This is a genomic window from Alterirhizorhabdus solaris, assembly GCF_007785815.1.
GTDB lineage: Bacteria > Pseudomonadota > Alphaproteobacteria > Sphingomonadales > Sphingomonadaceae > Alterirhizorhabdus > Alterirhizorhabdus solaris.
This window is the reverse complement of the sequence record NZ_VNIM01000026.1, coordinates 1-22,311: the sequence shown is the minus strand read 5'-3', so window position 1 is coordinate 22,311 and position 22,311 is coordinate 1. Positions and strand designations below refer to the sequence as shown.

Genomic DNA, 22,311 nt, shown 5'->3' with positions numbered 1-22,311 from the left:
TGCCGCGTAACCCGCGCGCCGTCAATCGGCGCCGCCGGCTGGCCGTCGCTCAGGCCGGCTCGGGCTGGCCGCGCCGCAGGACGAGCCAGCGGATATCGGCGATGGTGGACCGCGCGATCACGAGGACGACGGCGGTATAGCTGACACCGCCGATCGCCACCAGCGCACCAAGCCGGGCAAGCGGGGAATCGAACGCCAGCGTGCGATCCGCCAGCATCACCACCACCGCCATCAATGCCGAGGCGATCAGGCCGGGGGCGATGGCGCGGGCCAGCGCGCGCACCGTCACGCCGATGATCGGCATGGCGATGGCGGCGGTATAGAGCAGCACCAGCGGGAACGCGGCCACCCACGCCCACGCCATGCCGACCGGCCCCTGCCGCACCGCCATCAGGAAGGCGAGCGGCATCACCACCGCGCCAGCGGCTGCCGCATACACCTGCACGCGCGGCCGCCCCAGCGCGGTGGCGGCGGGGGCGAACAGGATCTGCATCGTCACGAACGGCATCGCCAGCGCCAGCACCCGCACGATCGGCACCGCCTCCATCCATTTCTCGCCCAGCACGGCGTGGACCAGCGGCTCGGCGGTGATGGCGAGGCCGGCGTAGAAGGGCAGCGCGACCAGCATGATGATCCGCATCGCCGTCTCGAACGAGCTGGCGATGGCGGCGCGATCGTGCTGGAGGCGGGCGTAGGCGGTGAACGCCACCTCGTTCAGCGGCGGGATGAACTTGCTCGCCAGGATCTGCGCCAGGAACAGCGAGGTGGTGTAGAGGCCGAGCAGGTGCGGATCGAGCACGCGCCCGCCGATGAACACGTCGGCCTGCGTCTGCACGAACCACAGCAATTGGCTCAGCGTCATCGCCCCGCCGAAGCGCACGGTAGCGCCGGCGCCCTTGAAGCGGAAGCTGGGCAGCACCAGCAGCCTTGCGGCCACCGTCATGCCGATCGCGCGCGTCCAGAACAGCACCAGCGGCGCGATCACCAGCGTCCATACGCCGAAGCCCAGCAGCGCCAGCGACAGCGCCGTCACCGCGCCGGCCAGCGCCGAGAGGAAGTTGACCTTGGCCTGCTTGCGAAAATCCATCGCGCGGCTGAGGAGCGCGGTCGGCAGCGCCACGAACGGGGTGGAGAGATACAGCAGCGCCTGCACCCGCAGCATGTTCGTGATGATCGGCTGATTGTAGTAGTCGGCGGCCAGCGGGGCGAGCAGCAGTTGCAGCAGCGCCACCCCGCCGTTCAGCAGCAGCAGCAGGCCGAACACCTGGCGGATCTGGCGATCGTCGATCTCGTCCGCCTGGATCAGCGCGCTGGCGAAACCATAGCCGTTGAGCAGGCTGAACATCACGAGGATGCTCTGCGTCATCGCGAACACGCCGTAGTCGGCCGGCGCCAGCAGGCGGATGACGAAGAAGGTGGCGGACCACATCACCAGCTGGGCGACGATCTGGCTGCCCGAGCGCCACAGCACCGCATCACGCACCCGCGCGCCGAAGCCGCCTCGCCCTGTGCTGTTCGCCCCCGCCTCGTCCGCCATATGCCGCCTTCGTTCGCGCGCCCGCCGGCCGGCGCGTTCGAGGCCGGCCTAGCGGGCAGACGTGCATGAAGGATGAAGCGTCGTTGCGCCAGCCGCCATCGGGCGCGAGCCGGGAGTGCGCTGCGACACTGCGGTTGGCGCTTGTTAACCCGTAACGCTTAGGCTGTAAGGACCAGACGGGCAGACGGGGCGAAAGATGCAGCGCACAGGCGCCACGCAACGGGTAGCAGACGGAGACTCGCGCCGGGCCGTTCGCGTGTCCGCCGTACCCGATGCGCCCATCGTTCTGATCGAACCGGTGGAGGGCGCAGGGGACCGGCTGGGTGCGGCGTGGGACGATCTGGCCGCCGCCGCCGCCGAACCGAACGCCTTTGCCGAACGCTGGTTCGTGATGGCCGGTGTCCGCCACCTTTGCCCGCCCGCCTTCCGCCGATTGATCGAGGTGTGGGAGGGCGACCGGCTGACCGGCCTGCTGCCGGTGGTGATCGATCCGCGTTACGGCCGGCTGCCGTTGCGGCATGTGGTCAACTGGCTGCACCACCACAGCTTCCTCGGCACGCCGCTGGTGCGCGCCGGGCGCGAGCGCGCGTTCTGGGCGGCGGTGCTGGCCGTGCTGGACGATGCGCGCTGGGCGGGCGGTTTGCTCCATATCAACGGGCTGGTCGAGGACGGGCCGGTGCATCGCGGGCTGGCGACGGCGGCGGCCACGCTGGGGCGGCGCTGCGATACGGTCCACCGCGTCGTGCGCGCGCAGCTCGATGCCGGGCTGGACCCCGAGGCCTATCTCGAGACGCATGTCCGCAAGAAGAAGCGCAAGGAGCTGAAGCGCCTCGCCGCGCGCCTCGCCGAACAGGGCACGCTCACCACCCGCCGGCTGGCCGACGCGGGCGAGGTATCGGACTGGTGCGACGATTTCCTCGCGCTGGAGGCATCCGGCTGGAAGGGGCGGGCCGGATCGGCGCTGGGCAGCACCCCGGAGACGGCCGGCTTCTTCTGCGAGATGCTGGCCGGCGCCTGGTCCGCCGGCCGGCTGGAGATGCTGCGGATGGATCTGGACGGGCGGCCGATCGCGATGCTCGTCAATTTCCTGACCGCGCCGGGGTCGTTCTCGTTCAAGATCGCTTTCGACGAGGACCATGCCCGCTTCTCCCCCGGCGTGCTGATCCAGATCGAGAACCTGCGTTTGCTCGACCGCGCCGACATCGCGTGGATGGATAGCTGTGCGGCGGAGAACCACCCGATGATCGACAGCCTGTGGGGTGGGCGGCGCACGATCGTACGGGTCACGGTGCCGCTCGGCGGGCTGCGCGGCCGCGTCACCTTCGCCCTGGCGCGCGGGCTTGAGGACGGCTGGGCGTGGGCGCGGCGGAGGCTGGGGCGGTGAGCGACTGTTTCGACCCCGCCGCCCTGCGCGATTTCGCCACGCTGTACCCCGAGAAGCCGGGCGTGGTCCGCCACCGCCTCGTCGGTCATCCCCTGTTCGAGCTGGAGGCGCTGGCGCGGCTGGCGCAGCGGATGCGACCGCAGGACGTTGAACAGAACATCGCCGATCTGCCGATCGGCGTGGATCCGGCGGATGTCGCGCACAACGGCCTGTCCGTCACCGACACGATCCGCTCGATCGAACAATGCGGCGCGTGGATGGTGCTGAAGTTCGTCGAGCAGGACGCCGAGTATCGCGCGCTGATGGAGCAGGCGCTGGACGAGCTGGCCCCCGTGGTCGGTGCCGCGACGGGGGCCATGCTGAAGCGGGAGGCGTTCATCTTCGTCTCGTCGCCGGGTGCCGTCACGCCGTTCCACTTCGATCCCGAGCACAACATTCTGCTCCAGATCCGTGGCGACAAGGTGATGACGATGTTCCCCGCCGCCGACGAGGCGGTGGTGTCCGGCCCGCTGCACGAGGCGTTCCACCTCGGCGGCCACCGCAACCTGCCTTATGACGAGGCGGTCGCGGGCAGGGGCACGGCCTTCGCGCTGTCGCCCGGCGAGGCGGTGTACGTGCCGGTAAAGGCGCCGCACTGGGTGAAGAACGGCGCTGTGCCGTCGGTTTCCTTCTCGATCACATGGCGATCCGAATGGAGTTACCGCGAGGCCGATGCTCGGGGGATGAACGCCTTGCTGCGCCGCGCCGGGCTGAACCCCGCGCCTCCGGGCCGCTATCCGGCGGGCAACACCGCCAAGTCGCTCGCCTGGCGCGCGATCTCCAGGGCGCGCCGGATCGCGCGGCGCGGCGCGTGATCGATTTCCGGCTGTTCGACGATCTCGACGCGGTCGAGGCGGATGCCGCGCACGCGCTGGATCGCGTGACGCAGGCGTCGCTCTACGACCGGATCGAGTGGCTGCGCGCACACGCCCGCCACGGGCTGGCCCCCGGTGCCGCGTGGATCGCGCGGGCGCGGACGGACGGGGCGACCGCCTGGCTGTTTCTGGCGGACGAGGGGCGGGGGCGGGCCGCCGCCTTCGCCAGCTGGTACACCCTGTCGTTCGCGCCGGTGTGGCAGGGCGGCGATGCGACGGACCGGGCGCGGTTACTGCGCGCGATCGCCGGGGGGCTGCGCGGCAGGTTCGGACGGATCGTGCTGGCGCCGCTGCCGGCCGACGCGGTCGATGCGATGGAGACGGCGTTCGCGGCGGCCGGCTGGTGGGTGGATCGGCAGGAGAGCAGCGCCAACTGGGTGGCGCATGTGGCGGGCGAGGATTTCGCCACCTACTGGGCGCGCCGCCCCTCGCGCCTGCGCAACACCGCCCGCCGGAAGGCACGCGACGCGGGCCTCGAGATCGCCATCCACGACGGCTTCGATGCGGCAGCCTGGGCGGCCTATGAGGCGGTATATGCCGGGAGCTGGAAGCCCAACGAAGGCTCCCCAGCATTCCTGCGCGAGATGGCCGAGCGGGAGGGCGCGGCCGGTTGCCTGCGGCTGGCTGTCGCCACGCGCGAGGGGCGTCCGGTCGCCGCGCAGATGTGGACGGTGGAGCACGGCACGGCGACGATCCACAAGCTCGCCTATGTCGAGACCGAGCGTGCGCGTTCCCCCGGCACCGTGCTGAGCGAGGTGATGTTCCGCCATGTGATCGAGCGGGACTGCCCCGCGCTGATCGATTTCGGCACCGGCGACGATGCGTACAAGGCGGACTGGATGGACGAGAAGCGCCCGCTCTACCGCCTGACGCTGCACGATCCGCGCAGCGTGGCCGGGCTGGCCGGCGCGGCGCGGGCGCGGATCGCACGCTGGCGGGCGGCACGATGAGCCTGCGGTTCGAGCCTTATCGCTGGCGCGGCGGCGAAGAGTGGATGGCGGTGCGCGGCCCCGCCGCCGGCCCGCGCGTGATGATCGTGCCGCCGCTGTTCGAGGAGAATAATTTCACTCGCGCCACGCTGACCGCGATGGTGATCGACCTCGCCGCACACGGTATCGGAACATGGCTGATCGACCTGCCCGGCACCGGCGAAAGCGCCATCTCGCTCGATATGGTCGGGTGGGAGGACTGGCGCGCGGCGGTTGCGGCCGCCGCGGAGGTGATCGGGCGACCGCATATCCTGTCGCTGCGCGGCGGCGCGCTGCTTGACGATGCAGCGACGGCAGCCTCGCGTCTTCGCGTCGCGCCGGCCGGGGGCGCGACGCTGCTTCGCCAGATGGAGCGCGCGCAGGCGATCGGCGACCGCGAGGCGGGGCGGGGGCCGCCCGATCCGGCGGCGGCGACCGTGGACCTGATCGGCTACGCGATCGACCGGGCGCTGGTGGCGGCGATGCGCGCCGCCACGGTGGCGGCGGTGCCGTGTGAACTGCGCGAGATGCCGTTCACCGGGCCCGGCGTCGCCCCGTGGCGCAAGGCCGAGCCAACTCCGGACGCCGCCTTCGCCGCCATGCTGGCCAGCGATCTTGCCGAGTGGGTGACCCGATGCGGCGGCTGACGACCTTTTCCTGCGAGGGCGCGACGCTGGCCGCGACGCTGGACGATGCCCCTGGCGCCCCCGACGCTATCCCGCCGACGACCGGCCTGCTGATCGTTACCGGCGGTACGCAGACGCGGATCGGCGCCCATCGCGGCCTCGCCCGGCTCGCCGCCGCCGTTGCCGCCGCCGGTTTTCCCGTCTTCCGGTTCGAGCGGCGCGGCGTCGGCGACAGCGACGGCACGGATCCGGGCTTTGCCGATAGCGGCCCGGATATCGCGGCGGCGTCGGCGGCGTTCCGCAGCGAATGCCCCGGCCTCACCCGCATGCTCGGCTTCGGCCTGTGCGATGGCGCGACCGCGCTGGCGCTGCACCACGCCGCCGCCGGGATCGACGGCCTGATTTTGGCGAACCCGTGGACGATCGATGCGGCGGCCGGGCCGGGCGCGCACGAGCATCCCGAGGCCAACCCCCTGCCGCCCGCCGCCGCCATCCGCCGCCGCTATCTCGACAGGCTGACCAGCCTCGATGCATGGAAGCGGCTGCTGACCGGCGGGATCGACTATCGTGCCGCGTTGCGCGGGGTGGCCGCGATCAGCCGGCGGCAGGCGCCCCCGGCACTGGCGACCGCGATGGGCGGGGCGCTGACGAGCGGAGGCCGGCCGGTGGAGATCGTGCTGGCGACGCGCGACGCCACCGCGCTGGCCTTTGCCGAGGCCTGGCGCGGCCCGGCCTTCGCGGGCCTGCGCGGCGGCGGTCGGGGCGGGGTGACCGAAATCGACAGCCACTCCCACAGCTTCGCTACCGGCAACGATCCGGCACGGCTGGCGGCGCTTTGCGTGGCGGCGCTCGATCGCGCTGGCAACCGAGGGGAGATCGGCGCGGCCTTTCCCCGACGTGCGTGATGTGCTGGTCGCGGCTCACCGGGTAACAGTGCGGTCGCACAGAGATGATGGACAGGATCGAACAACTGAGAACGGGTATCGCGGTCGGTCAGACCGGGATCGAGATCGGCCCGTGGTTCAACCCGATCGTCCCCAAGGCGGCCGGCTACGCTACGTTGGTGCTGGATGAGCTTCGATTATTTCCGCGCCAACAGCCAGACGGGCGAACTGCTCGAGGCCTGGTGGTCGCAACGGACTCGGCCGACGGCGGCGCAGGTGTTCTCGCACATCGCGCTGTATGCGCTGAACCCCATCGACGGCGTCGATCGCTCGGGCTGGGGGCGGCTGGATGCTGTCGATGGCGTCCGATTGGTCGAGCATCTGAGCGAGGCCCATCGCATCGCGGCGGAAATCGCGCTCGATCCGGACGCGCCCTACCGCGATACGCACTGCTGGTGCTTCACGCCGGCTTCGTTCGAGGCGATCCTCTACGATCTCCGGGTGCTCGGGATCGTCTCGCTTTCGATCGACACCCTTACGGTGCCCGGCGGCCACGAGTTCTTCGTGCGGCTTGTCAACGATGGCGGCCGGTCGCCCCTGCCGGACGCGGATGAGGTCAGGGCCGAGCGGACACGGCGACAGCTTGCGATCGTCGCCTACGAGCGGAACTGACCGACGGCCTCTCCCCCGCTGCTGGCGATCCACCGGCGTCGCCGAACAGATCAGCCGCCGCGTCGCGCCGCCCGCACCTCATCCGCCAGTGCAGTGAGCGTGGCGCCCCCGCGCAGCGCCGTGCGGTCCACGTGCGCGCCGTAGAGCAGGCCGATCGTGCGGGTGAAGGCGAAGTCGGCCAGCCTCGGCCGCACGATTCCGGGATCGCGAAAGCACGCCGGCATCACCGTCACGCCAAGGCCACTGCGGACATAACCGATCGCGCGCTCGTCGCTGAGCGTGCGGGCGGCGAAGAAGGGGCGCACGCCGCGCGCGGTGAAGTGGCGGCTGGTATCGGACAGCAGCTCGCACTGGCGGCGCACGATCATCACGTTGTCCGCAAGCTCGCCCGCCGCGATCGTGTGGCGGCCGGCAAGGGGGTGGCTCGCGGGCAGCGCCAGCGCATAGCCCTCCTCGAACAAGGGCTCGGCGGCGAAGCGGTCGCTCTCGGCGCGGACCAGCGTGAGCGCCACGTCGATCCGCCCGCGCGACAGCTGCTCGATCAAGTCGCGCTCGCGCCCCTCGACGATCTCGATCGGCAGGCGTCCCGGCGTGTCGCCGAGGCGCGTGACGAAGGTTTCGATCCAGCCGGCGGGGATCGTCACCAGCACGCCCAGCCGCAGCGTGGTGCGCGGCACCGCCTCGCGCACGACATGCTCGGCCAGCGCGAACTCCGCCTCGATCCGGCGGGCGTGGGTGGCGAACCGGGCGCCGGCGGCGGTCAGTTCCACCCGCCGGTTGGTGCGGTGGAACAGCGGTTGCCCGGCCTGCCGCTCCAGCTTGGCGATGCCGACCGAGAGCGTGGGCTGCGAAACGTTGCACTGCGCCGCCGCCCGCGAGAAGTTGCCGGCGTCGATCACGGCGAGGAAATAGCGCAGCAGATAGCGGTCCATCATAGACACGGCCTATGATATGCCGACGGTGATTTCAATTTTCCCCGCAGCGGCGGACAGGCTATGCCATATGCCTGACAGGCCGGGAGAGGGTGCATGTTCGACTTCGCGCTGGGCGAAATGGCGGAAACGATCCGCGAGACGACCGCGCGCTTCGCCGCCGATCGTATCGCGCCGCTCGCCGCCAGGATCGACGCGGAGGACTGGTTCCCGCGCGACCTGTGGCCGGAGATGGGCGCGCTCGGTCTGCACGGCATCACCGTGGAGGAGGAGTGGGGCGGCCTCGGCCTCGGCTATCTCGAACATGTCGTCGCGCAGGAGGAGATCGCCCGCGCGTCCGCGTCCGTGGGCCTCAGCTATGGCGCGCACAGCAACCTGTGCGTCAACCAGATCCGCCGCTGGGGCAGCGACGGGCAGAAGCGGCGCTATCTGCCGAAGCTGATCTCCGGCGAGCATGTCGGCAGCCTCGCCATGTCGGAGGCGGGCGCCGGCTCCGACGTGGTGGGCATGAAGCTGCGGGCCGAGAAGCGCGGCGGCGATTACGTGCTGAACGGCACGAAGTTCTGGATCACCAACGCCCCCTATGCCGACACGCTGGTGGTATATGCCCGCACCGGCGAGGGGTCGCGCGGCCTCACCACCTTCCTGATCGAGAAGGGGATGGCCGGCTTCTCTATCGGCCAGAAGATCGACAAGATGGGGATGCGCGGATCGCCCACCGCCGAGCTGGTGTTCGACGACTGCGTAGTGCCGGACGACAACATCATGGGGCCGCTCAACGGCGGTGTCGGCATCCTGATGTCCGGCCTCGATTACGAGCGCACGGTACTGGCCGGCATCCAGCTCGGCATCATGCAGGCCTGCCTCGACGTGGTGTTGCCCTACCTGCGCGAACGCAAGCAGTTCGGTGTGGCGATCGGCTCGTTCCAGCTGATGCAGGCCAAGGTGGCGGACATGTACGTCGCGCTCAACTCCGCGCGGGCTTACGTCTATGCGGTCGCGCGCGCCTGCGATGCGGGCAAGACGACGCGGTTCGATGCGGCGGGCGCGATCCTGCTCGCCTCCGAAAATGCGGTGAAGGTGGCGCTGGAGGCGATCCAGGCGCTGGGTGGGGCCGGCTACACGAAGGACTGGCCGGTCGAACGCTTCCTGCGCGATGCCAAGCTGCTCGACATCGGCGCGGGCACCAACGAAATCCGGCGGATGCTGATCGGGCGGGAGCTGATCGGCCAATGACCGTGCTGACGACCCTCGCCGACGCCGCGGCCGAGCCGTTCCGGGTGAACGACGCGCACAATCGCGCGCTGGTCTCGGAGTTGAACGCGCGGGTGGCGACGGCGGCGCTGGGTGGTTCGGCCGCCTCGCGTGAACGGCATGTCGCGCGGGGCAAGCTGCTGCCGCGTGATCGCGTCTACCGCCTGCTCGATCCCGGTTCCCCGTTCCTCGAAATCGCGGCGCTGGCGGCCAACGGCATGTACGGCGACGCGCGCGATCCGGAAGGCGCACCGGGCGCGGGCGTCATCACCGGCATCGGCCGCGTTTCCGGCCGCGAATGCATGATCGTGGCGAACGACCCGACGGTGAAGGGCGGCGCATACTTCCCATTGACGGTGAAGAAGCACCTGCGTGCGCAAGAGATCGCGCAACAGAACCGTCTGCCGTGCCTCTATCTGGTGGACAGCGGCGGCGCGAACCTGCCGCATCAGGCCGAGGTGTTCCCCGACCGCGATCACTTCGGCCGCATCTTCTTCAATCAGGCGCAGATGTCGGCCGAGGGGATCCCGCAGATCGCCTGTGTGATGGGCAGTTGCACCGCGGGTGGCGCCTATGTGCCGGCCATGTCGGACGAAACGGTGATCGTGCGCGGGCAGGGCACCATCTTCCTCGCCGGCCCGCCGCTGGTGAAGGCCGCCACCGGCGAGGTGATCTCCGCCGAGGAGCTGGGCGGGGCCGATACGCACGGGCGCAAGTCCGGCGTGGTCGATCATGTCGCCGAGAACGACGAACATGCGCTGCTGATCGTCCGCGATATCGTCGCGACGCTGAACCGGCCCAAGGCACTGGATATCGAAATCGCCGAGCCGGTGCCGCCGAAGCTGGACCCGGCCGGGCTGTACGGCATCGTGCCCACCGACGTGCGCGCGCCCTATGACGTGCACGAGGTGATCGCCCGGATCGTCGACGGCTCCTCGTTCCACGAGTTCAAGGCGCTGTACGGCACCACTTTGGTCTGCGGCTTCGCGCGGATCTGGGGGATGCCGGTGGCGATCCTCGCCAACAACGGCGTGCTGTTTTCCGAAAGCGCGCAGAAGGGCGCGCACTTCATCGAGCTGGCATGCCAGCGGCGCGTGCCTTTGCTGTTCCTCCAGAACATCTCCGGCTTCATGGTCGGCGGCAAATATGAGGCGGAAGGCATCGCCAAGCATGGCGCCAAGCTGGTGACGGCGGTGGCGACGGCGAGCGTACCCAAGATCACGGTGCTGGTCGGCGGCAGCTTCGGCGCGGGCAATTATGGCATGTGCGGTCGGGCCTATTCCCCCCGCTTCCTGTTCAGCTGGCCGAACGCGCGGATCAGCGTGATGGGCGGGGAGCAGGCGGCGAGCGTCCTGGCGACCGTCCACCGCGATGCCGAAACGTGGACGCCGGAGGAGGCCGAGGCGTTCAAGGCGCCCGTGCGCGCGCGCTACGAGGCGGAGGGAAACCCCTATTTCGCCACCGCCCGCCTGTGGGACGACGGTATCATCGACCCGGCACAGACCCGCGACGTGCTGGGCCTCGCCCTCTCCGCCACGCTGAACGCGCCCATTCCGGAACGCGCGCAGTTCGGCCTGTTCCGGATGTGAGGGGGTGGTTTTGCGTACAATTGCTCAACCGGGAGAAAAAGGGTGCGGCCAAGCGGCAGTCGCGACATTATGCAGCAGAACTTATGATGAAGTCGCCGCATACATCAAAGACAATAGAAAGTCATCAAAAGCGCGATCAATAAATGCGAGTACTTCGATAGGTATATTGCAAGACGCGATTTTGAACTTTGATAGAGCGATAATTGGGAAGATATATTCGATCGGTCCTGAGTTTGAACTCATGAATCTTAAACATGATGCCCTATTGAACTGTCTGGCTTTATATCCCCAAGGCCCGATTGATAAGACAAAGTCGATCGAGTGGAAGCCCTATGGACACTGGGCAGTCTGGAGCTTTTCCAGCAGAGCAATTCTAGACCCTTACGGGCATAAATCACCACTACATATTACGCGAATTTTGGAAGTAGCACCATGATCCGCTCCCTCCTCATCGCCAATCGCGGCGAGATCGCCCGCCGCATCAACCGCACCGCGCAGGCGCTGGGCGTCCGTACGATCGCGGTGCATTCCGATGTGGACGCGGCGATGCCGTTCGTGACGGAGGCGGACGAGGCGGTGTGTATCGGCCCGGCGCCGGCGGGCGAAAGCTATCTGGTGGCGGAGAAGATCCTCGCGGCGGCGCGGCGGACGGACGCGCGGGCGATCCACCCCGGCTACGGCTTCCTCTCCGAGAATGCCGGGTTCGCCGAGGCGGTGCAGGGGGCCGGGCTGGTGTGGGTCGGCGCGCCGCCCGCCGCGATCCGTGCGATGGGGCTGAAGGATGCGGCCAAGGCACGGATGATCGCGGCCGGCGTGCCCGTCACTCCCGGCTATCTGGGCGAGGACCAGTCGCCGGAGCGGTTGCAGGCGGAGGCCGATGCGATCGGCTATCCCGTGCTCATCAAGGCGGTGGCCGGCGGCGGCGGCAAGGGGATGCGCCGCGTGGAAGGCGCGGCCGATTTCGCCGAGGCGCTCGGCTCGTGCCGGCGAGAGGCGGCCGCCTCGTTCGGCGACGACCGGGTGCTGATCGAGAAATATATTCTCAGCCCGCGCCATATCGAGGTGCAGGTATTCGGCGACACCCACGGCAACGTCGTCCACCTGTTCGAGCGCGACTGTTCGCTCCAGCGCCGCCACCAGAAGGTGATCGAGGAAGCGCCCGCCCCCGGCATGGACGCGTCCACCCGCGCCGCGATCTGCGCGGCGGCGGTGAAGGCGGCGCGGGCGGTGGACTATGTCGGCGCCGGCACGATCGAGTTCATCGCCGACGCCAGCGAAGGCCTGCGCGCCGACCGCATCTGGTTCATGGAGATGAACACGCGGTTGCAGGTGGAGCATCCGGTGACCGAGGCGATCACCGGGCAGGATCTGGTCGAGTGGCAGTTGCGCGTCGCATCCGGCGAGCCGTTGCCGTGCGCGCAGGGCGATCTGGCGATCGACGGCTGGGCGATGGAGGCGCGGCTCTATGCCGAAAACCCGGCGAGCGGTTTCCTGCCCTCCACTGGCCCGCTGCACCGGCTGCGCTTCCCGTCCGGCATCCGCATCGACAGCGGCGTGGAGGAGGGCGGCGCGGTGACGCCGCATTACGACCCGATGATCGCCAAGCTGATCGTCCACGCGCCCACCCGCGCCGGGGCGGCGCGCCGGCTGGCGCAGGCGGCGGGGGCGGTGCAGGTATGGCCGGTGAGGACCAACGCCGGCTTCCTCGCCCGCGCCGCCGCCGATCCCGATTTCGTCGCCGGCCGGATCGATACCGGCTTCATCGAGCGCCACGCCGAGCGGCTGGTGCCCGGCGCCGATCCGTCCGACGCCATCCTCCAGGCGGCGGCGCACGCGCTGTTGCCGAACGCGCCGACCGATCCGTGGGCGGCGCTGACGGGCTTTCGCCTAGATGCCCCGGCCGAACGGCGGATTGCGGTGGAGGTCGCCGGCACGGTGCATGTCGTGGCGCTGGTCCCCGGCGGGCCGGCCCCGGTCGTGGCGCGGCTGGACGGCGGGACCGTGCTGTTCCTGAACGGCGAGGCATGGGCCTTCGGCGCGCCGGTGGCGGCTCATGCCGGCGGCGGGGCGGCGGCGGGCGACGGGCTGATCCTGTCGCCGATGCCGGGGCGGATCGTCTCCGTCGATGTCGCGGCGGGTGAAACGGTGATCAGGGGGCAGAAGCTGCTGGTGCTGGAGGCGATGAAGATGGAGCAGGCGTTGCTCGCCCCGTTCGACGGCGTGATCGCCGAGCTGACCGTGGCGGCGGGCGCGCAGGTGGCCGAGGGCGTGACGCTGGCGTGGATCGATCCGGCGGGCTGAGACGCGCGCCTATTTCAGGATCAGCGGCAGGCCGGCGGCGATGAAGTGGACGCGATCGGCCGCCGCCGCGACACGCTGGTTGATCGTGCCGGCCAGGTCGCGGAACCGGCGGGCCAGCGCATTGTCCGGCACGATGCCCAGCCCCACCTCGTTGCTGACGAGGATGATCCGCCCCCGCGACGCGGCCATCGCCGCCACCAGCGCCTCAGTGGCCGCCTCGGCATCCGCCGTGCCCAGCAGCAGGTTTGAGGCCCAGAGCGTCAGGCAGTCGACCAGCATCACCGTATCCTCCGCATCCGCCGCCGCGATCGCCCCGGCCAGATCGAGCGGCGCCTCCACCGTGCGCCAGCGTGCATCGCGGTCGCTGCGGTGGCGGGCGATGCGATCCTCCATCTCGGTGTCGAACGCCTGCGCGGTGGCGATGAACACGAGTGCGCCGCCGCAACCCTCAGCGATGTGCTGGGCATGACGGCTCTTGCCCGATCGTGCGCCGCCCAGCACCAGCAGCATGCGATCGGGTCGTTCCAATGTGCCGGCCATCGCCATAATCCTTGCCTGTCGCGTCGCGATTGCTGATGGAGGCGCACCGATCCCCCGTCGAGGCCTTCGCGTTGCATTCCCTGACATTTCACGGCGGCCGGCTGGACGAGGCGGCTACCGCCTTCCCCGATGCGCCGCGCCCGTGGCTGGACCTGTCCACCGGGATCAACCCGTTCGCATGGGACGGCGCAGTCCCGCCGGTCGATCTGCGCGCGCTGCCTTCGGTGACGGCGCTGGCCGGGCTGGAGCGGGCGGCGGCGGCGGCGTTCGGCGTGCCGGATGCGTCGGTGGCGGTGCTGCCCGGCACCGAGATCGGCCTGCGCCTGCTCGGCCACCTCGGCCTGCCCGCACCGTTCCGTTATATCGCCCCCGGCTACCGCACGCATGGCGAGGCACTGGCGCGCGCGATGGCAATCTCCGTCGAGGCTATCGACGAGGCGGCGGGGCAGGGCGGCACGCTGCTGCTGGCGAACCCGAACAACCCCGATGGCCGGCTGCTGCCCCTCGAGCGATTGCTGGCGCTGGCCCGCCGGCTGGGTACGCGCGGCGGCGTGCTGGTGGTGGACGAGGCATTCATCGAGGCGACGCCGGAGGCGAGCCTGCTGCCGCACCTGCGGGCGGACGATCCGGTGCTGGTGTTCCGCTCGTTCGGCAAATATTTCGGGCTGGCGGGGGTGCGGCTGGGGTTCGCGTGCGGTGCGCCGACGCTGGTGGCGCGGATGCGGGCGTTGCTGGGGAGCTGGCCGGTATCGGCCACCGCTATCGCTGTCGGCACCGCCGCCTATCGGGATAGCTGGTGGATCGACGGGATGCGCGAAGGCGTGGCCGGGGCCGCTGCCGCGCTGGACCGGGTGCTGGCCTCACACGCCCTGACACCGCTCGGGGGCTGCCCGCTGTTCCGGCTGGTCGAAACCGACGCGGCGGCGGTGCTGTTCGATCGGCTGGCCCGCGTCGGCATCCTCACCCGCCCGTTCGAGTACAACCCGCGCTGGCTGCGCTTCGGCCTGCCCGGTGATGCGGCGGCGCTGTCGCGGCTAAACGAGGCGCTCGGCCATCGCTGAACCCGTCGCCCTGATCGCGCTGGTGCTGGATGCGGCGTTCGGCTGGCCGACGTGGCTCTACGCGCGCATCGGTCACCCGGTCGGCGGATTCGCTCGCCTGATCGGCGCGTGCGAGGCGGCGTGGAACCGGCCCGCGTCCAGCGACCGCCGCCGCCGGCTGGCCGGGATCGCCACGATCGTGCTGGTGGCAGGCGCGGGGGCGGCGGTGGCATGGATGGCGGAGGTGTTCGTTCGCCGGCTGTTGCCTGCGGGTTTCGGCTGGCTGGGCGTCTCGTTGCTCGCCGCCCCCGGGCTGGCGCAGCGCAGCCTCGACGATCACGTCCGCCCCGTGGCTGCGGCGCTGGAGGCGGGCGACCTTCCCGCCGCGCGCCGGGCGGTGGGCATGATCGTGGGCCGGGACACCGCCGGGCTGGATGAGGCGGGCGTATCGCGCGCCGCGATCGAAAGCCTCGCCGAGAGCTTCTGCGACGGCATCGTGGCACCGTTGTTCTGGCTGCTGCTGCTCGGGCTGCCGGGGCTGTGGGCGTACAAGGGCATCAACACCGCTGACAGCCTGATCGGCCACCGCGAGCCGCGCTGGCGCGCGTTTGGCTGGGCCGCCGCGCGGCTGGACGACGCGGTGAACCTGCTGCCGGCGCGGTTGGGCGGGGTGATCCTGTGCGTGGCCGGCGGCGGCGGCTGGCGGATAATGTGGCGTGACGCCCGCCACCACGCCTCCCCCAACGCCGGCTGGACCGAGGCGGCGATGGCCGGCACGCTTGGCCTGCGGGTGGCCGGTCCGCTGGTGTATGACGGCGTGACGCTGGCGAAGCCGTGGATCGGGGCGGGCCGCAGCGACGCCGGGCCGCGCGATATCCGCCGCGCGTTGTGGGTGCAGCGGCGGGCGTGTTTGATGTTGTGGGGGTTGGCGGCGCTGTGGGGCTGGATGGCATAACCTCGGACGACCGGGTCAGCCTCGTCCAGTGCTGACATGGCCTGTCAAAAATCCGGGGAGGGAAACCGTAATCCGGATCAGATTACCCGAAGCATGTTCCAGGAGACGGATGTCGCGTTATCATCGGCCGACTTGATGATTTCCTCGAGTCGTTGTGGAGTGACGTTCATGCGGATGAGGTCGATACTTCTCACCATGGTGTGTCTTGGTATTCCTGCCGTCGGGCAGGCAGCTGCATCTTCCGACTATGAAGTGACTTATTTCAGGGAGGCAGCCCTGAAAAACGAAGTCGGTCATTTCTACAAGCCGTGCGGCACGGGGGCTGCCCGGCTGACCGGCAAACGGACGCGCTTCTTCGTGAAGTCGAGCTCGCGTTGCCCCGGGGCCGGCAGGCCGGTGGGGAACGGCACCCTCAGTTGCCGCTTCACCGATGCGGGCTGCACCGATGCCCTCGTCGGGCGGTTGCTGCCGATCCGGACGCCGCGCCCGAACTGACGACGGGGCTTATGCGGCCGAGGTGGCCAGCGCTACCAACAGCCCCGTCTCCACCAGTTCGATCCCCGCGCCATGCGCGTCGCCCGTGATGCCGCCGAGCCGGCGCCGCAGCCACAGGCCGATCGCGCCGATCAGCAGCGGTGTCGCCAGCAGCGCTGGCGCTGCGACCGCCCCGGCGGCGAGCAGCAGCGCCCAGCCAGTCAGGTCGCGCCGGCGTACGGCTGCCGCCACGCTCGCGCCGAGGCCGCCGGGTTTCAACGGCGGCAGCCAGCGCGCCCAGGCCAGCGGGCCGATGCGCGCGGCGAACGGCACCAGCATCAGCGGCACCCAGCCGATCGGGGCGACGGCGTGGAGCAGCACCAGCTTGGCGAGCAGTTGCAGCACCAGCGCCACCACGCCGAAACTGCCGACATGCGGATCGGCCATCACCGCCAGCAGCCGCGTGCGGTCGCCATGCGCGGCGCCCAGCCCGTCGGCCAGATCGGCCAGGCCATCGAGATGCAGCGCGCCGGTGATCGCCACCCATGCCGCCAGTGCCGCCAGCGCGCCTGCCCACGGATCGATCATCGTCCCGAGCCAGCCCGCCGACGCCACGCCCGCACCCACGAGCAGCCCGACCAGCGGATAGCAGCGGATCGCCCCGGCGAAGTCGTCCGCGTCCGCCACGACGATCGGCACGGGCAGGCGCGTGAGGAAACCGATCGCGACGATCAGCCGCCTCATGCAGCGAAACCGGGTGACGCGAGGCCGGTGATCTGCGCCATCGGGGGTGTACCCGGCCACAGCGTCAGCGAGAGGCACGCGGCATAGGGCAGGGCGAAGGCCCACGCCTGATGCACGTCGAACCCGCACGTCGCCGCCAGCGCCGCGCGCATCGCGCCGGCGTGGGTGACGACCAGAGCCGGCCGGTCGATCGCCGCCAGCGCATCGGCGACCCGCGCCGTCAGCGCGGACCAGCGTTCGCCTTCAGGTGGCGGCGCGGCATCGGGGTCGGCGTGGAACCGGGCGAGCGCGTCCGGGTCGATCCCACCCGGTGCCATCCCGTCCCACGTGCCGAAATCGAGCTCGCGCCAGCGGGGATCATAACGCGGCGACAGGCCGAGCGGGGCCGCGATCGCCCCGGCGCAGGCTGCCGCGCGCACGAGATCGGACGAGACGATCGCTTCCACCATAAGCCCGGCGGCGGCCCGGCGGCATGCCTCGATGCCGACGGCGGTGGCGGGTGCATCGGTGCGGCCCAGCAGCCGGCCGGTCATCGCCGGTTCGCCGTGACGCATCAGGTGCACGACGACCGGCCCGCTCACCTGCTCGAAACCCCGGCGTCGGTGAAGGTCGACATCCGCGCGTGCGCCGTCAGGCTGGCGCGGACGAGGCCGGCGGCCACCGCCGCGCCGCTGCCCTCGCCCAGCCGCATGTCCAGCGACAGCAGGGGTTGCAGGCCCAGCCGGTCGAGCAGGCGGGCGTGGCCCGGCTCGGCCGAGCAGTGCGCGGCGAGGCAGTGATCGACGATCGCGGGGTGGAAGGCGGCGATCGGCGCGATGGCGGCGCCGCAGATGAAACCGTCCAGCAGCACCGGCACGCCCGCCTGCCGCGCCGCGACCACCGCGCCGGCGATCGCCACGATCTCGCGCCCGCCCAGCCGGCGCAGGATCTCGAACGGGGCGGTGGCGGCCGGCCAGTGCAGCGCCAGCGCCGTATCGATCACGCCGGCTTTCGTGGACAGGGCCGCGCCGCGCACGCCTGTGCCGGGGCCGACCCAGTCCGCCGCCGTCCCGCCCAGGCTGGCGGCGCAGAGTGCTGCGGCGGCGGTGGAATTGCCGATGCCCATCTCGCCGAGCGCGAGCAGATCCAGCCCCGGCACGACCACCGCCGCCCCGGCGTTCAGCGCGGCGAGGCAATCGGCCTCGTCCATCGCCGGGCCGGTGGTGAAATCGTGCGTCGGGCGATCGAGGTCGATCGGCACCACCGCCAGCTCCAGCCCGGCGGCCTCGGCCAGCGCGTTGATCGCGGCGCCGCCGCGCCGGTAGTTCGTCACCATCTGGGCGGTGACGGCGGAAGGAAAGGCGCTGACACCGCGTGCCGCCACGCCGTGATTGCCGGCGAACACCGCCACCCGCGCCTGTTCCAGCCGGGGGGTATCGCGCCCCTGCCAGCCGGCCATGAAGATCGCCACCTCCTCCAGCCGGCCCAGCGAGCCGGGGGGTTTGGTCAGCGTATCCTGCCGCGCCGCCGCCGCCGCCCGCGCCGCCGCATCGGGCGCGCGAAGCCGGATGAGCGCGGCGGCAAAGGCGGCGGGGGAGGCGAAGGCGCTCATTCCACGACGAAGCCGGCGGGTGGCGTGCGGGTGATGAAATGCCCCTTCACCCCCGCCGGCCACTGGCGGAACGGCACCTGTCCGATCTCGCTGGCGGCATAGAGGACGGCGTGATCCAGGATCGCGCGGGCGGCATCCTCGTCCGGGGTGAAGCGGCCGAGCACGTAGCCGATCTTGCCCGGCGCGCGCAGGTGCACCGTGCAGAAATCGGTGCAGGCGAACAGGCACGGCATCTCCTGCACGGCCACCGTTCCGTAGATCGGGTCGCTTGCCTTCACGGCATGAAGCGCGGCGACGAGGCGGGCACCGCCGCGCACCCCCTCGTCATCCTCGCGGGCGCCGGCGCTGGCGCGGCAGGTGCTGCACGCGACCACCGCCGCGCCCTCCTCGACGGGGCGGAGCATCAGGCGACCACCCGGCGCGGGGCGGTGCGCGGGGCCGCCACGCCGAGGTCGATCACGCCATGGTACAGCGTCAGCAGCCCGAGCAGGATCGCGCCGTTCCGAACGATCTGCCGCGCGAGGATACCCGCCTCCATCCCACCGCCGAGGCCGCTCACCGCTAGCGACGCGAGCAGCAGCGCCGCCTTGAACGCGACGAACGCCGCGCCGAAGCCGACCGCCAGCCGCAGTGCCGGGGAGGCGGGCGCGCGTGCCACCGCCGCATGGGCCGCCAGCGCGCCGGCCACCGCCGCCACCCCGATCGCCACGCCGCGCGCGACGGTGGCGGGATCGTGCGGATAGCCGAGCAGGCCGAAGCCGATCACCTGCGAACAGGCCCCCGCCGCCAGCGCCAGCCACACGCCGTCCGCCCGCCGCATATGCGCGGCGGCGAGTGCAGCGAGTGCGGGGAAGGGGGTGGCGCAGGCGAACGCCAGCGTCGTCGCCGCGCTCGCCAGCGTCAGCAGCATGATCCACAGCGTCGAGGCGCGGCGGGTGGTGAGGGTGTGTGTCATCCCGGTCTCCATCAGAAGCGGCCGCGCAGGCCGGCATAGACGCTGCGGCCGAGCGTGCCGTAGCGGAAGGCGGTCTGGTACTGCTCGTCGAACACATTCTCGACGCGGGCGAACAGCCGCACCGCATCGGACAGCGGCAGCTCGGCGCGCACGTCGACCAGCGTGTAGTCATCGAGGCGCACGCTGTTGGCGGCATTGTCGAACGTGTGGCCGGACCAGCGTGCCGCCACCCCCAGCGAAGGTCCGCCGGGCAGCGTGTAGGTGGCCGACGCATTGGCGGCGTGGCGCGGGCGACGCGGCAGCCAGCGGCCGAAGTTCGCGCCGGCCGAGCGATCCTCCGCTTCCGTCCAGCTGTAGTTGCCGTCGATCAGCAAGCGGCTGCCCACCTGCGCTTGGGCGGTCGCCTCAATGCCCTGGGCGAAGGCGCGGGCGACGTTCTGGTAGTAGCCGGCGCGGCGGGTGGTCGATCCCGGCTGAAAACAGAGCGGGAGGGCTGAGTTGGCGGCACAGCTGTTGTAGATGATCTGGTTGATCGTCCGCCGCTCGAAGTAGGTGGCGCCGAAGGCCAGCGCGCCATCCATGAAGCGTTGTTCGCCGCCGGCCTCCCAGCCCTTGGCTTCCTCCGGCGCCAGCGCCTGATTGCCGAACTCGGAGGACAGCTGATACAAAGTCGGCGCCTTGAACCCCTCGGCATAGCTGGCGCGCAGCACGGTGCCGGTGGGCAGCACCCATGCGCCCCCGCCGGCGAACAGCGTGCGCCCGCCGAAGCGACTGTGGTCGTCGTGGCGGATGCCGCCGGTCAGCGTCAGCCCGGTCACGATCTCGGCGTTGAGCTGGCCGTACACGCCGGTGATCTCCGCGCGCCCGCGCGCCGGATCGGGCACGCGCGCGGTCAGCGCGGCGGGCGGCGAGACGGAGCGGAAGCGCGACCGCTCGTTCTCCACGCCGAACACCGCGTTCAGCCGCTGGCCGAGCGTGAGGTTGCCCTGATATTCCAGCCGCTCGTTGCGGCCGGCCGCGTCGAAGGTAAGCTGGCGGGCGCGGGTTGGGCTGTAATTATCGCGGTCGGTATCGGTGTAGCCATAGCCGAAGCGGTTGTGCAGCTTGCCGTCGAACAGGTCGACGTTCAGCCCGGCATAGCCGACGAACTCGCGGTTGAGCGAATAGTCGCGGGTATCGGCGGTGGTCGAATCGATCTCGGTGCGGCCGTGGGAGTAATAGCCGCGCACGTCCGCGCTCACGTTGCTGGCCAGATCGAGCACGGCGCGGCCCTGTACCGTCTGGTTGGTATAGCCGTCCTTCTCGCGCCCGCCGCCGTTCGCGGTCGGGGCGATCGCCGAGATGCCGTCGGTGGTGAACGCCTGTGCGCCCACCCGCCATGCCAGCGGCCCGGTGCGGCCGCCCAGCGCGGCGCGACCGCTCACCGTCTCGCGCGAGCCGGTTTCCAGATCGACGCTGCCCTCCAGTGCGCGTTCCGCCAGCGGCGTCACGATGTTGACGACGCCGCCGATCGCCTGGCTGCCCCACAGGATCGACTGCGGTCCGCGCAGCACCTCGATCCGGGTGGCGTCGGCGGTGAGCAGGTTGGCGAAGTTGTAGCCGCCGCCGGGCGACGACGGATCGTTCAGCTTCACCCCGTCGATCACCACGACGGTCTGGTCCGCCTCGGCGCCGCGGATGCGCAGCGAGGTGTTGGTGCCGTAGCCGCCGTTGCGCGACAGGCTGATGCCGGGCGTGCGGAGGAGCAGCTCCGACACGCCGATATCCTGGTTGCGGTCGATCGCCGCCTTGTCCAGCACGGTGATGGAGGAGGCGATGCGATCACGGTCGATCGGCGCGCGGGCGGCGGTGACGACGATGGCGTCCGACTCGGGCGTGGCGGCGGCGTCGGGCGCAGGCGCGCCCTCCGCAAGATCGGCGGCGGCGAACGCCGGCGTGGCGGCGAGCAGAACGAGCGGCAATGCGTATTTGATCAATGGAACCCCCTGTGACAGTCGAAGGCCCGCACGCCGCGACAGGGGAAAGGCGCACGACCTCACCCCCGCGCGGAACGCGGGTCGGCGATGTCGTCGCTCGGGGTCTTACCCGTCCGCTCGGCGCACCCTGGCCGGACGAAGGACGACTGCGTCAGGCAGGTCTCCTGGCTCGCGGGTCAATGCCGGTGAGGAACCCCGGCAAGGCAATGCCCTGTCGGAACTCCTCCGCGCCGCCTTCTCAGGATCGAAACCCCAATGGCATGTGGCGCGTCGGCTCGCCGCTTACAGTTGCAGGGGCAGCCGGGGTTTTCCCGTTCCCTTTTCATCCCCGTCGCCGGGGAACCTGTCGCAGCGGCCCCGTTAGTGCGGGCGCCGGGGCGGCGTCAATGGCTGCGATGCAGCGGCACGATCAACGGCGCGCCCGCCACCGTGCCGCGATGCGCGATGATGCCATAGACGCGGGCCAGCGCCGTGTCGGTCAGCACGGCATCGGGCGCGCCGTCCGCCACCAGCCGGCCGCCGTCGAGCAGCAGGAGGCGATCGCAGAAACGCGCGGCGATGGCGAGGTCGTGGAGGATAACCACCACCAGCGCCCCCGCCTTTGCCCGCGCGGCGAGCAGCGCCATCACTTCGAGCTGATGGCCGGGATCGAGCGAGGCGAGCGGTTCGTCCACGATCAGCGCGTTCGCCCCCACCGCCAGCGCGCGGGCGAGCAGCACGCGCGCGCGCTCGCCGCCGGAAAGTTCGGTGGCGGTGCGGGCGCGTAAATGGAGCGTGCCCGTCTCGCGCATCGCCGCCTCGATCGCGGCGGCATCGGCGGGGGGGGGGTTTTTGTCTTTTAAAAATCCCCCGGCCCACGAGACATCTCCGGGAGTCTTTTTCCGGCTTTTGTCTTTAAAAAAAAAAAAACCCTGACTGTCGGTGGTGGATTACTCTGCCACGCTGTCTATTACACTCGTCGCTTACCCCTCCATA

Annotated in this window: 21 protein-coding genes, 1 pseudogene and 1 riboswitch; of the genes and pseudogenes, 12 read left to right on the top strand and 10 right to left on the bottom strand. The window is 70.6% G+C overall.

Features of this window, described 5'->3' with window-relative positions:
• Positions 1–49: 49 nt before the first annotated feature.
• Positions 50–1,537, bottom strand: coding sequence for a lipopolysaccharide biosynthesis protein (locus FOY91_RS08420; RefSeq protein ID WP_145150042.1), 1,488 nt, complete (start codon positions 1,535–1,537; stop codon positions 50–52).
• Positions 1,538–1,793: 256 nt separating this feature from the next.
• On the opposite strand from FOY91_RS08420, the gene FOY91_RS08415 reads away from it, so the two are divergent.
• The 6 genes from FOY91_RS08415 to FOY91_RS08390 all read left to right on the top strand — a co-directional run bounded on the left by FOY91_RS08415 (position 1,794) and on the right by FOY91_RS08390 (position 6,985).
• Positions 1,794–2,921, top strand: coding sequence for a GNAT family N-acetyltransferase (locus FOY91_RS08415; RefSeq protein ID WP_162527178.1), 1,128 nt, complete (start codon positions 1,794–1,796; stop codon positions 2,919–2,921).
• Entirely contained in the window at positions 2,918–3,775 is an 858-nt protein-coding gene (locus FOY91_RS08410) for a cupin-like domain-containing protein (protein ID WP_145150039.1), read from the top strand. The genes FOY91_RS08415 and FOY91_RS08410 overlap by 4 nt, the downstream gene beginning before the upstream one ends.
• A complete protein-coding gene (locus FOY91_RS08405; RefSeq protein WP_162527177.1) occupies positions 3,772–4,785 on the top strand; it encodes a GNAT family N-acetyltransferase in 1,014 nt (337 codons plus the stop codon). Before FOY91_RS08410 ends, FOY91_RS08405 begins: the two co-directional genes overlap by 4 nt.
• Positions 4,782–5,450 (top strand): alpha/beta hydrolase family protein, encoded by a 669-nt coding sequence (locus FOY91_RS08400; protein WP_145150035.1) that lies wholly within the window; start codon positions 4,782–4,784, stop codon positions 5,448–5,450. The genes FOY91_RS08405 and FOY91_RS08400 overlap by 4 nt, the downstream gene beginning before the upstream one ends.
• The gene (locus FOY91_RS08395; protein ID WP_145150033.1) at positions 5,438–6,334 is read left to right on the top strand and encodes a hydrolase 1, exosortase A system-associated; all 897 of its coding nucleotides are present in this window, start codon (positions 5,438–5,440) and stop codon (positions 6,332–6,334) included. The genes FOY91_RS08400 and FOY91_RS08395 overlap by 13 nt, the downstream gene beginning before the upstream one ends.
• Before the next feature lie 165 nt (positions 6,335–6,499).
• Entirely contained in the window at positions 6,500–6,985 is a 486-nt protein-coding gene (locus FOY91_RS08390; protein ID WP_145150032.1) for a hypothetical protein, read from the top strand.
• Between the two features lie 50 nt (positions 6,986–7,035).
• Here the strand turns inward: FOY91_RS08390 and FOY91_RS08385 are convergent, their stop codons facing one another.
• On the bottom strand, positions 7,036–7,920 hold the full coding sequence (locus FOY91_RS08385) for a LysR family transcriptional regulator (RefSeq protein ID WP_145150029.1): 885 nt from the start codon (positions 7,918–7,920) through the stop codon (positions 7,036–7,038).
• A 93-nt stretch (positions 7,921–8,013) separates the two neighbouring features.
• Here FOY91_RS08385 and FOY91_RS08380 point away from each other — a divergent pair, with 93 nt between their 5' ends.
• From FOY91_RS08380 to FOY91_RS08370, 3 genes are all read left to right on the top strand, one after another.
• Positions 8,014–9,153, top strand: a complete 1,140-nt coding sequence (locus FOY91_RS08380) for an isovaleryl-CoA dehydrogenase (RefSeq protein WP_145150027.1) — start codon at positions 8,014–8,016, stop codon at positions 9,151–9,153.
• Positions 9,150–10,760, top strand: coding sequence for a carboxyl transferase domain-containing protein (locus FOY91_RS08375; RefSeq protein ID WP_145150025.1), 1,611 nt, complete (start codon positions 9,150–9,152; stop codon positions 10,758–10,760). The genes FOY91_RS08380 and FOY91_RS08375 overlap by 4 nt, the downstream gene beginning before the upstream one ends.
• Positions 10,761–11,192: 432 nt before the next feature.
• Positions 11,193–13,061, top strand: coding sequence for an ATP-binding protein (locus tag FOY91_RS08370; protein ID WP_145150023.1), 1,869 nt, complete (start codon positions 11,193–11,195; stop codon positions 13,059–13,061).
• A 9-nt stretch (positions 13,062–13,070) separates the two neighbouring features.
• Here the strand turns inward: FOY91_RS08370 and cobU are convergent, their stop codons facing one another.
• Complete coding sequence (gene cobU / locus FOY91_RS08365; protein WP_420822870.1) at positions 13,071–13,601, bottom strand: bifunctional adenosylcobinamide kinase/adenosylcobinamide-phosphate guanylyltransferase; 531 nt, start codon at positions 13,599–13,601, stop codon at positions 13,071–13,073.
• A 71-nt stretch (positions 13,602–13,672) separates the two neighbouring features.
• Between cobU and FOY91_RS08360 the strand changes: the two genes are divergently transcribed.
• From FOY91_RS08360 to FOY91_RS08350, 3 genes are all read left to right on the top strand, one after another.
• The gene (locus FOY91_RS08360; protein ID WP_420822869.1) at positions 13,673–14,662 is read left to right on the top strand and encodes an aminotransferase class I/II-fold pyridoxal phosphate-dependent enzyme; all 990 of its coding nucleotides are present in this window, start codon (positions 13,673–13,675) and stop codon (positions 14,660–14,662) included.
• On the top strand, positions 14,655–15,596 hold the full coding sequence (gene cbiB / locus FOY91_RS08355; RefSeq protein ID WP_145150017.1) for an adenosylcobinamide-phosphate synthase CbiB: 942 nt from the start codon (positions 14,655–14,657) through the stop codon (positions 15,594–15,596). Before FOY91_RS08360 ends, cbiB begins: the two co-directional genes overlap by 8 nt.
• A 93-nt stretch (positions 15,597–15,689) precedes the next feature.
• Positions 15,690–16,091 carry a hypothetical protein gene (locus FOY91_RS08350; protein WP_145150015.1) on the top strand — a complete coding sequence of 134 codons (402 nt, stop codon included), beginning with the start codon at positions 15,690–15,692 and terminating at the stop codon, positions 16,089–16,091.
• 9 nt (positions 16,092–16,100) lie between these two features.
• Here the strand turns inward: FOY91_RS08350 and cobS are convergent, their stop codons facing one another.
• The 7 genes and pseudogenes from cobS to FOY91_RS08315 form a co-directional block, all read right to left on the bottom strand.
• A complete protein-coding gene (gene cobS / locus FOY91_RS08345; RefSeq protein ID WP_145150013.1) occupies positions 16,101–16,814 on the bottom strand; it encodes an adenosylcobinamide-GDP ribazoletransferase in 714 nt (237 codons plus the stop codon).
• A complete protein-coding gene (locus FOY91_RS08340) occupies positions 16,811–17,368 on the bottom strand; it encodes a histidine phosphatase family protein (protein ID WP_420822871.1) in 558 nt (185 codons plus the stop codon). Before FOY91_RS08340 ends, cobS begins: the two co-directional genes overlap by 4 nt.
• Positions 17,369–17,391: 23 nt before the next feature.
• The gene (gene cobT, locus FOY91_RS08335; protein WP_145150010.1) at positions 17,392–18,405 is read right to left on the bottom strand and encodes a nicotinate-nucleotide--dimethylbenzimidazole phosphoribosyltransferase; all 1,014 of its coding nucleotides are present in this window, start codon (positions 18,403–18,405) and stop codon (positions 17,392–17,394) included.
• Complete coding sequence (locus tag FOY91_RS08330) at positions 18,402–18,809, bottom strand: DUF1636 domain-containing protein (protein WP_145150008.1); 408 nt, start codon at positions 18,807–18,809, stop codon at positions 18,402–18,404. The genes cobT and FOY91_RS08330 overlap by 4 nt, the downstream gene beginning before the upstream one ends.
• The gene (locus FOY91_RS08325) at positions 18,809–19,360 is read right to left on the bottom strand and encodes a hypothetical protein (protein ID WP_145150006.1); all 552 of its coding nucleotides are present in this window, start codon (positions 19,358–19,360) and stop codon (positions 18,809–18,811) included. Before FOY91_RS08325 ends, FOY91_RS08330 begins: the two co-directional genes overlap by 1 nt.
• Positions 19,361–19,371: 11 nt before the next feature.
• Complete coding sequence (locus FOY91_RS08320) at positions 19,372–21,336, bottom strand: TonB-dependent receptor plug domain-containing protein (RefSeq protein WP_145150004.1); 1,965 nt, start codon at positions 21,334–21,336, stop codon at positions 19,372–19,374.
• A gap of 137 nt (positions 21,337–21,473) precedes the next feature.
• Positions 21,474–21,698, bottom strand: a riboswitch (cobalamin riboswitch).
• Positions 21,699–21,719: 21 nt separating this feature from the next.
• A pseudogene (locus tag FOY91_RS08315) lies at positions 21,720–22,157 on the bottom strand (ATP-binding cassette domain-containing protein); the annotation flags it as partial.
• Positions 22,158–22,311 lie beyond the last annotated feature (154 nt).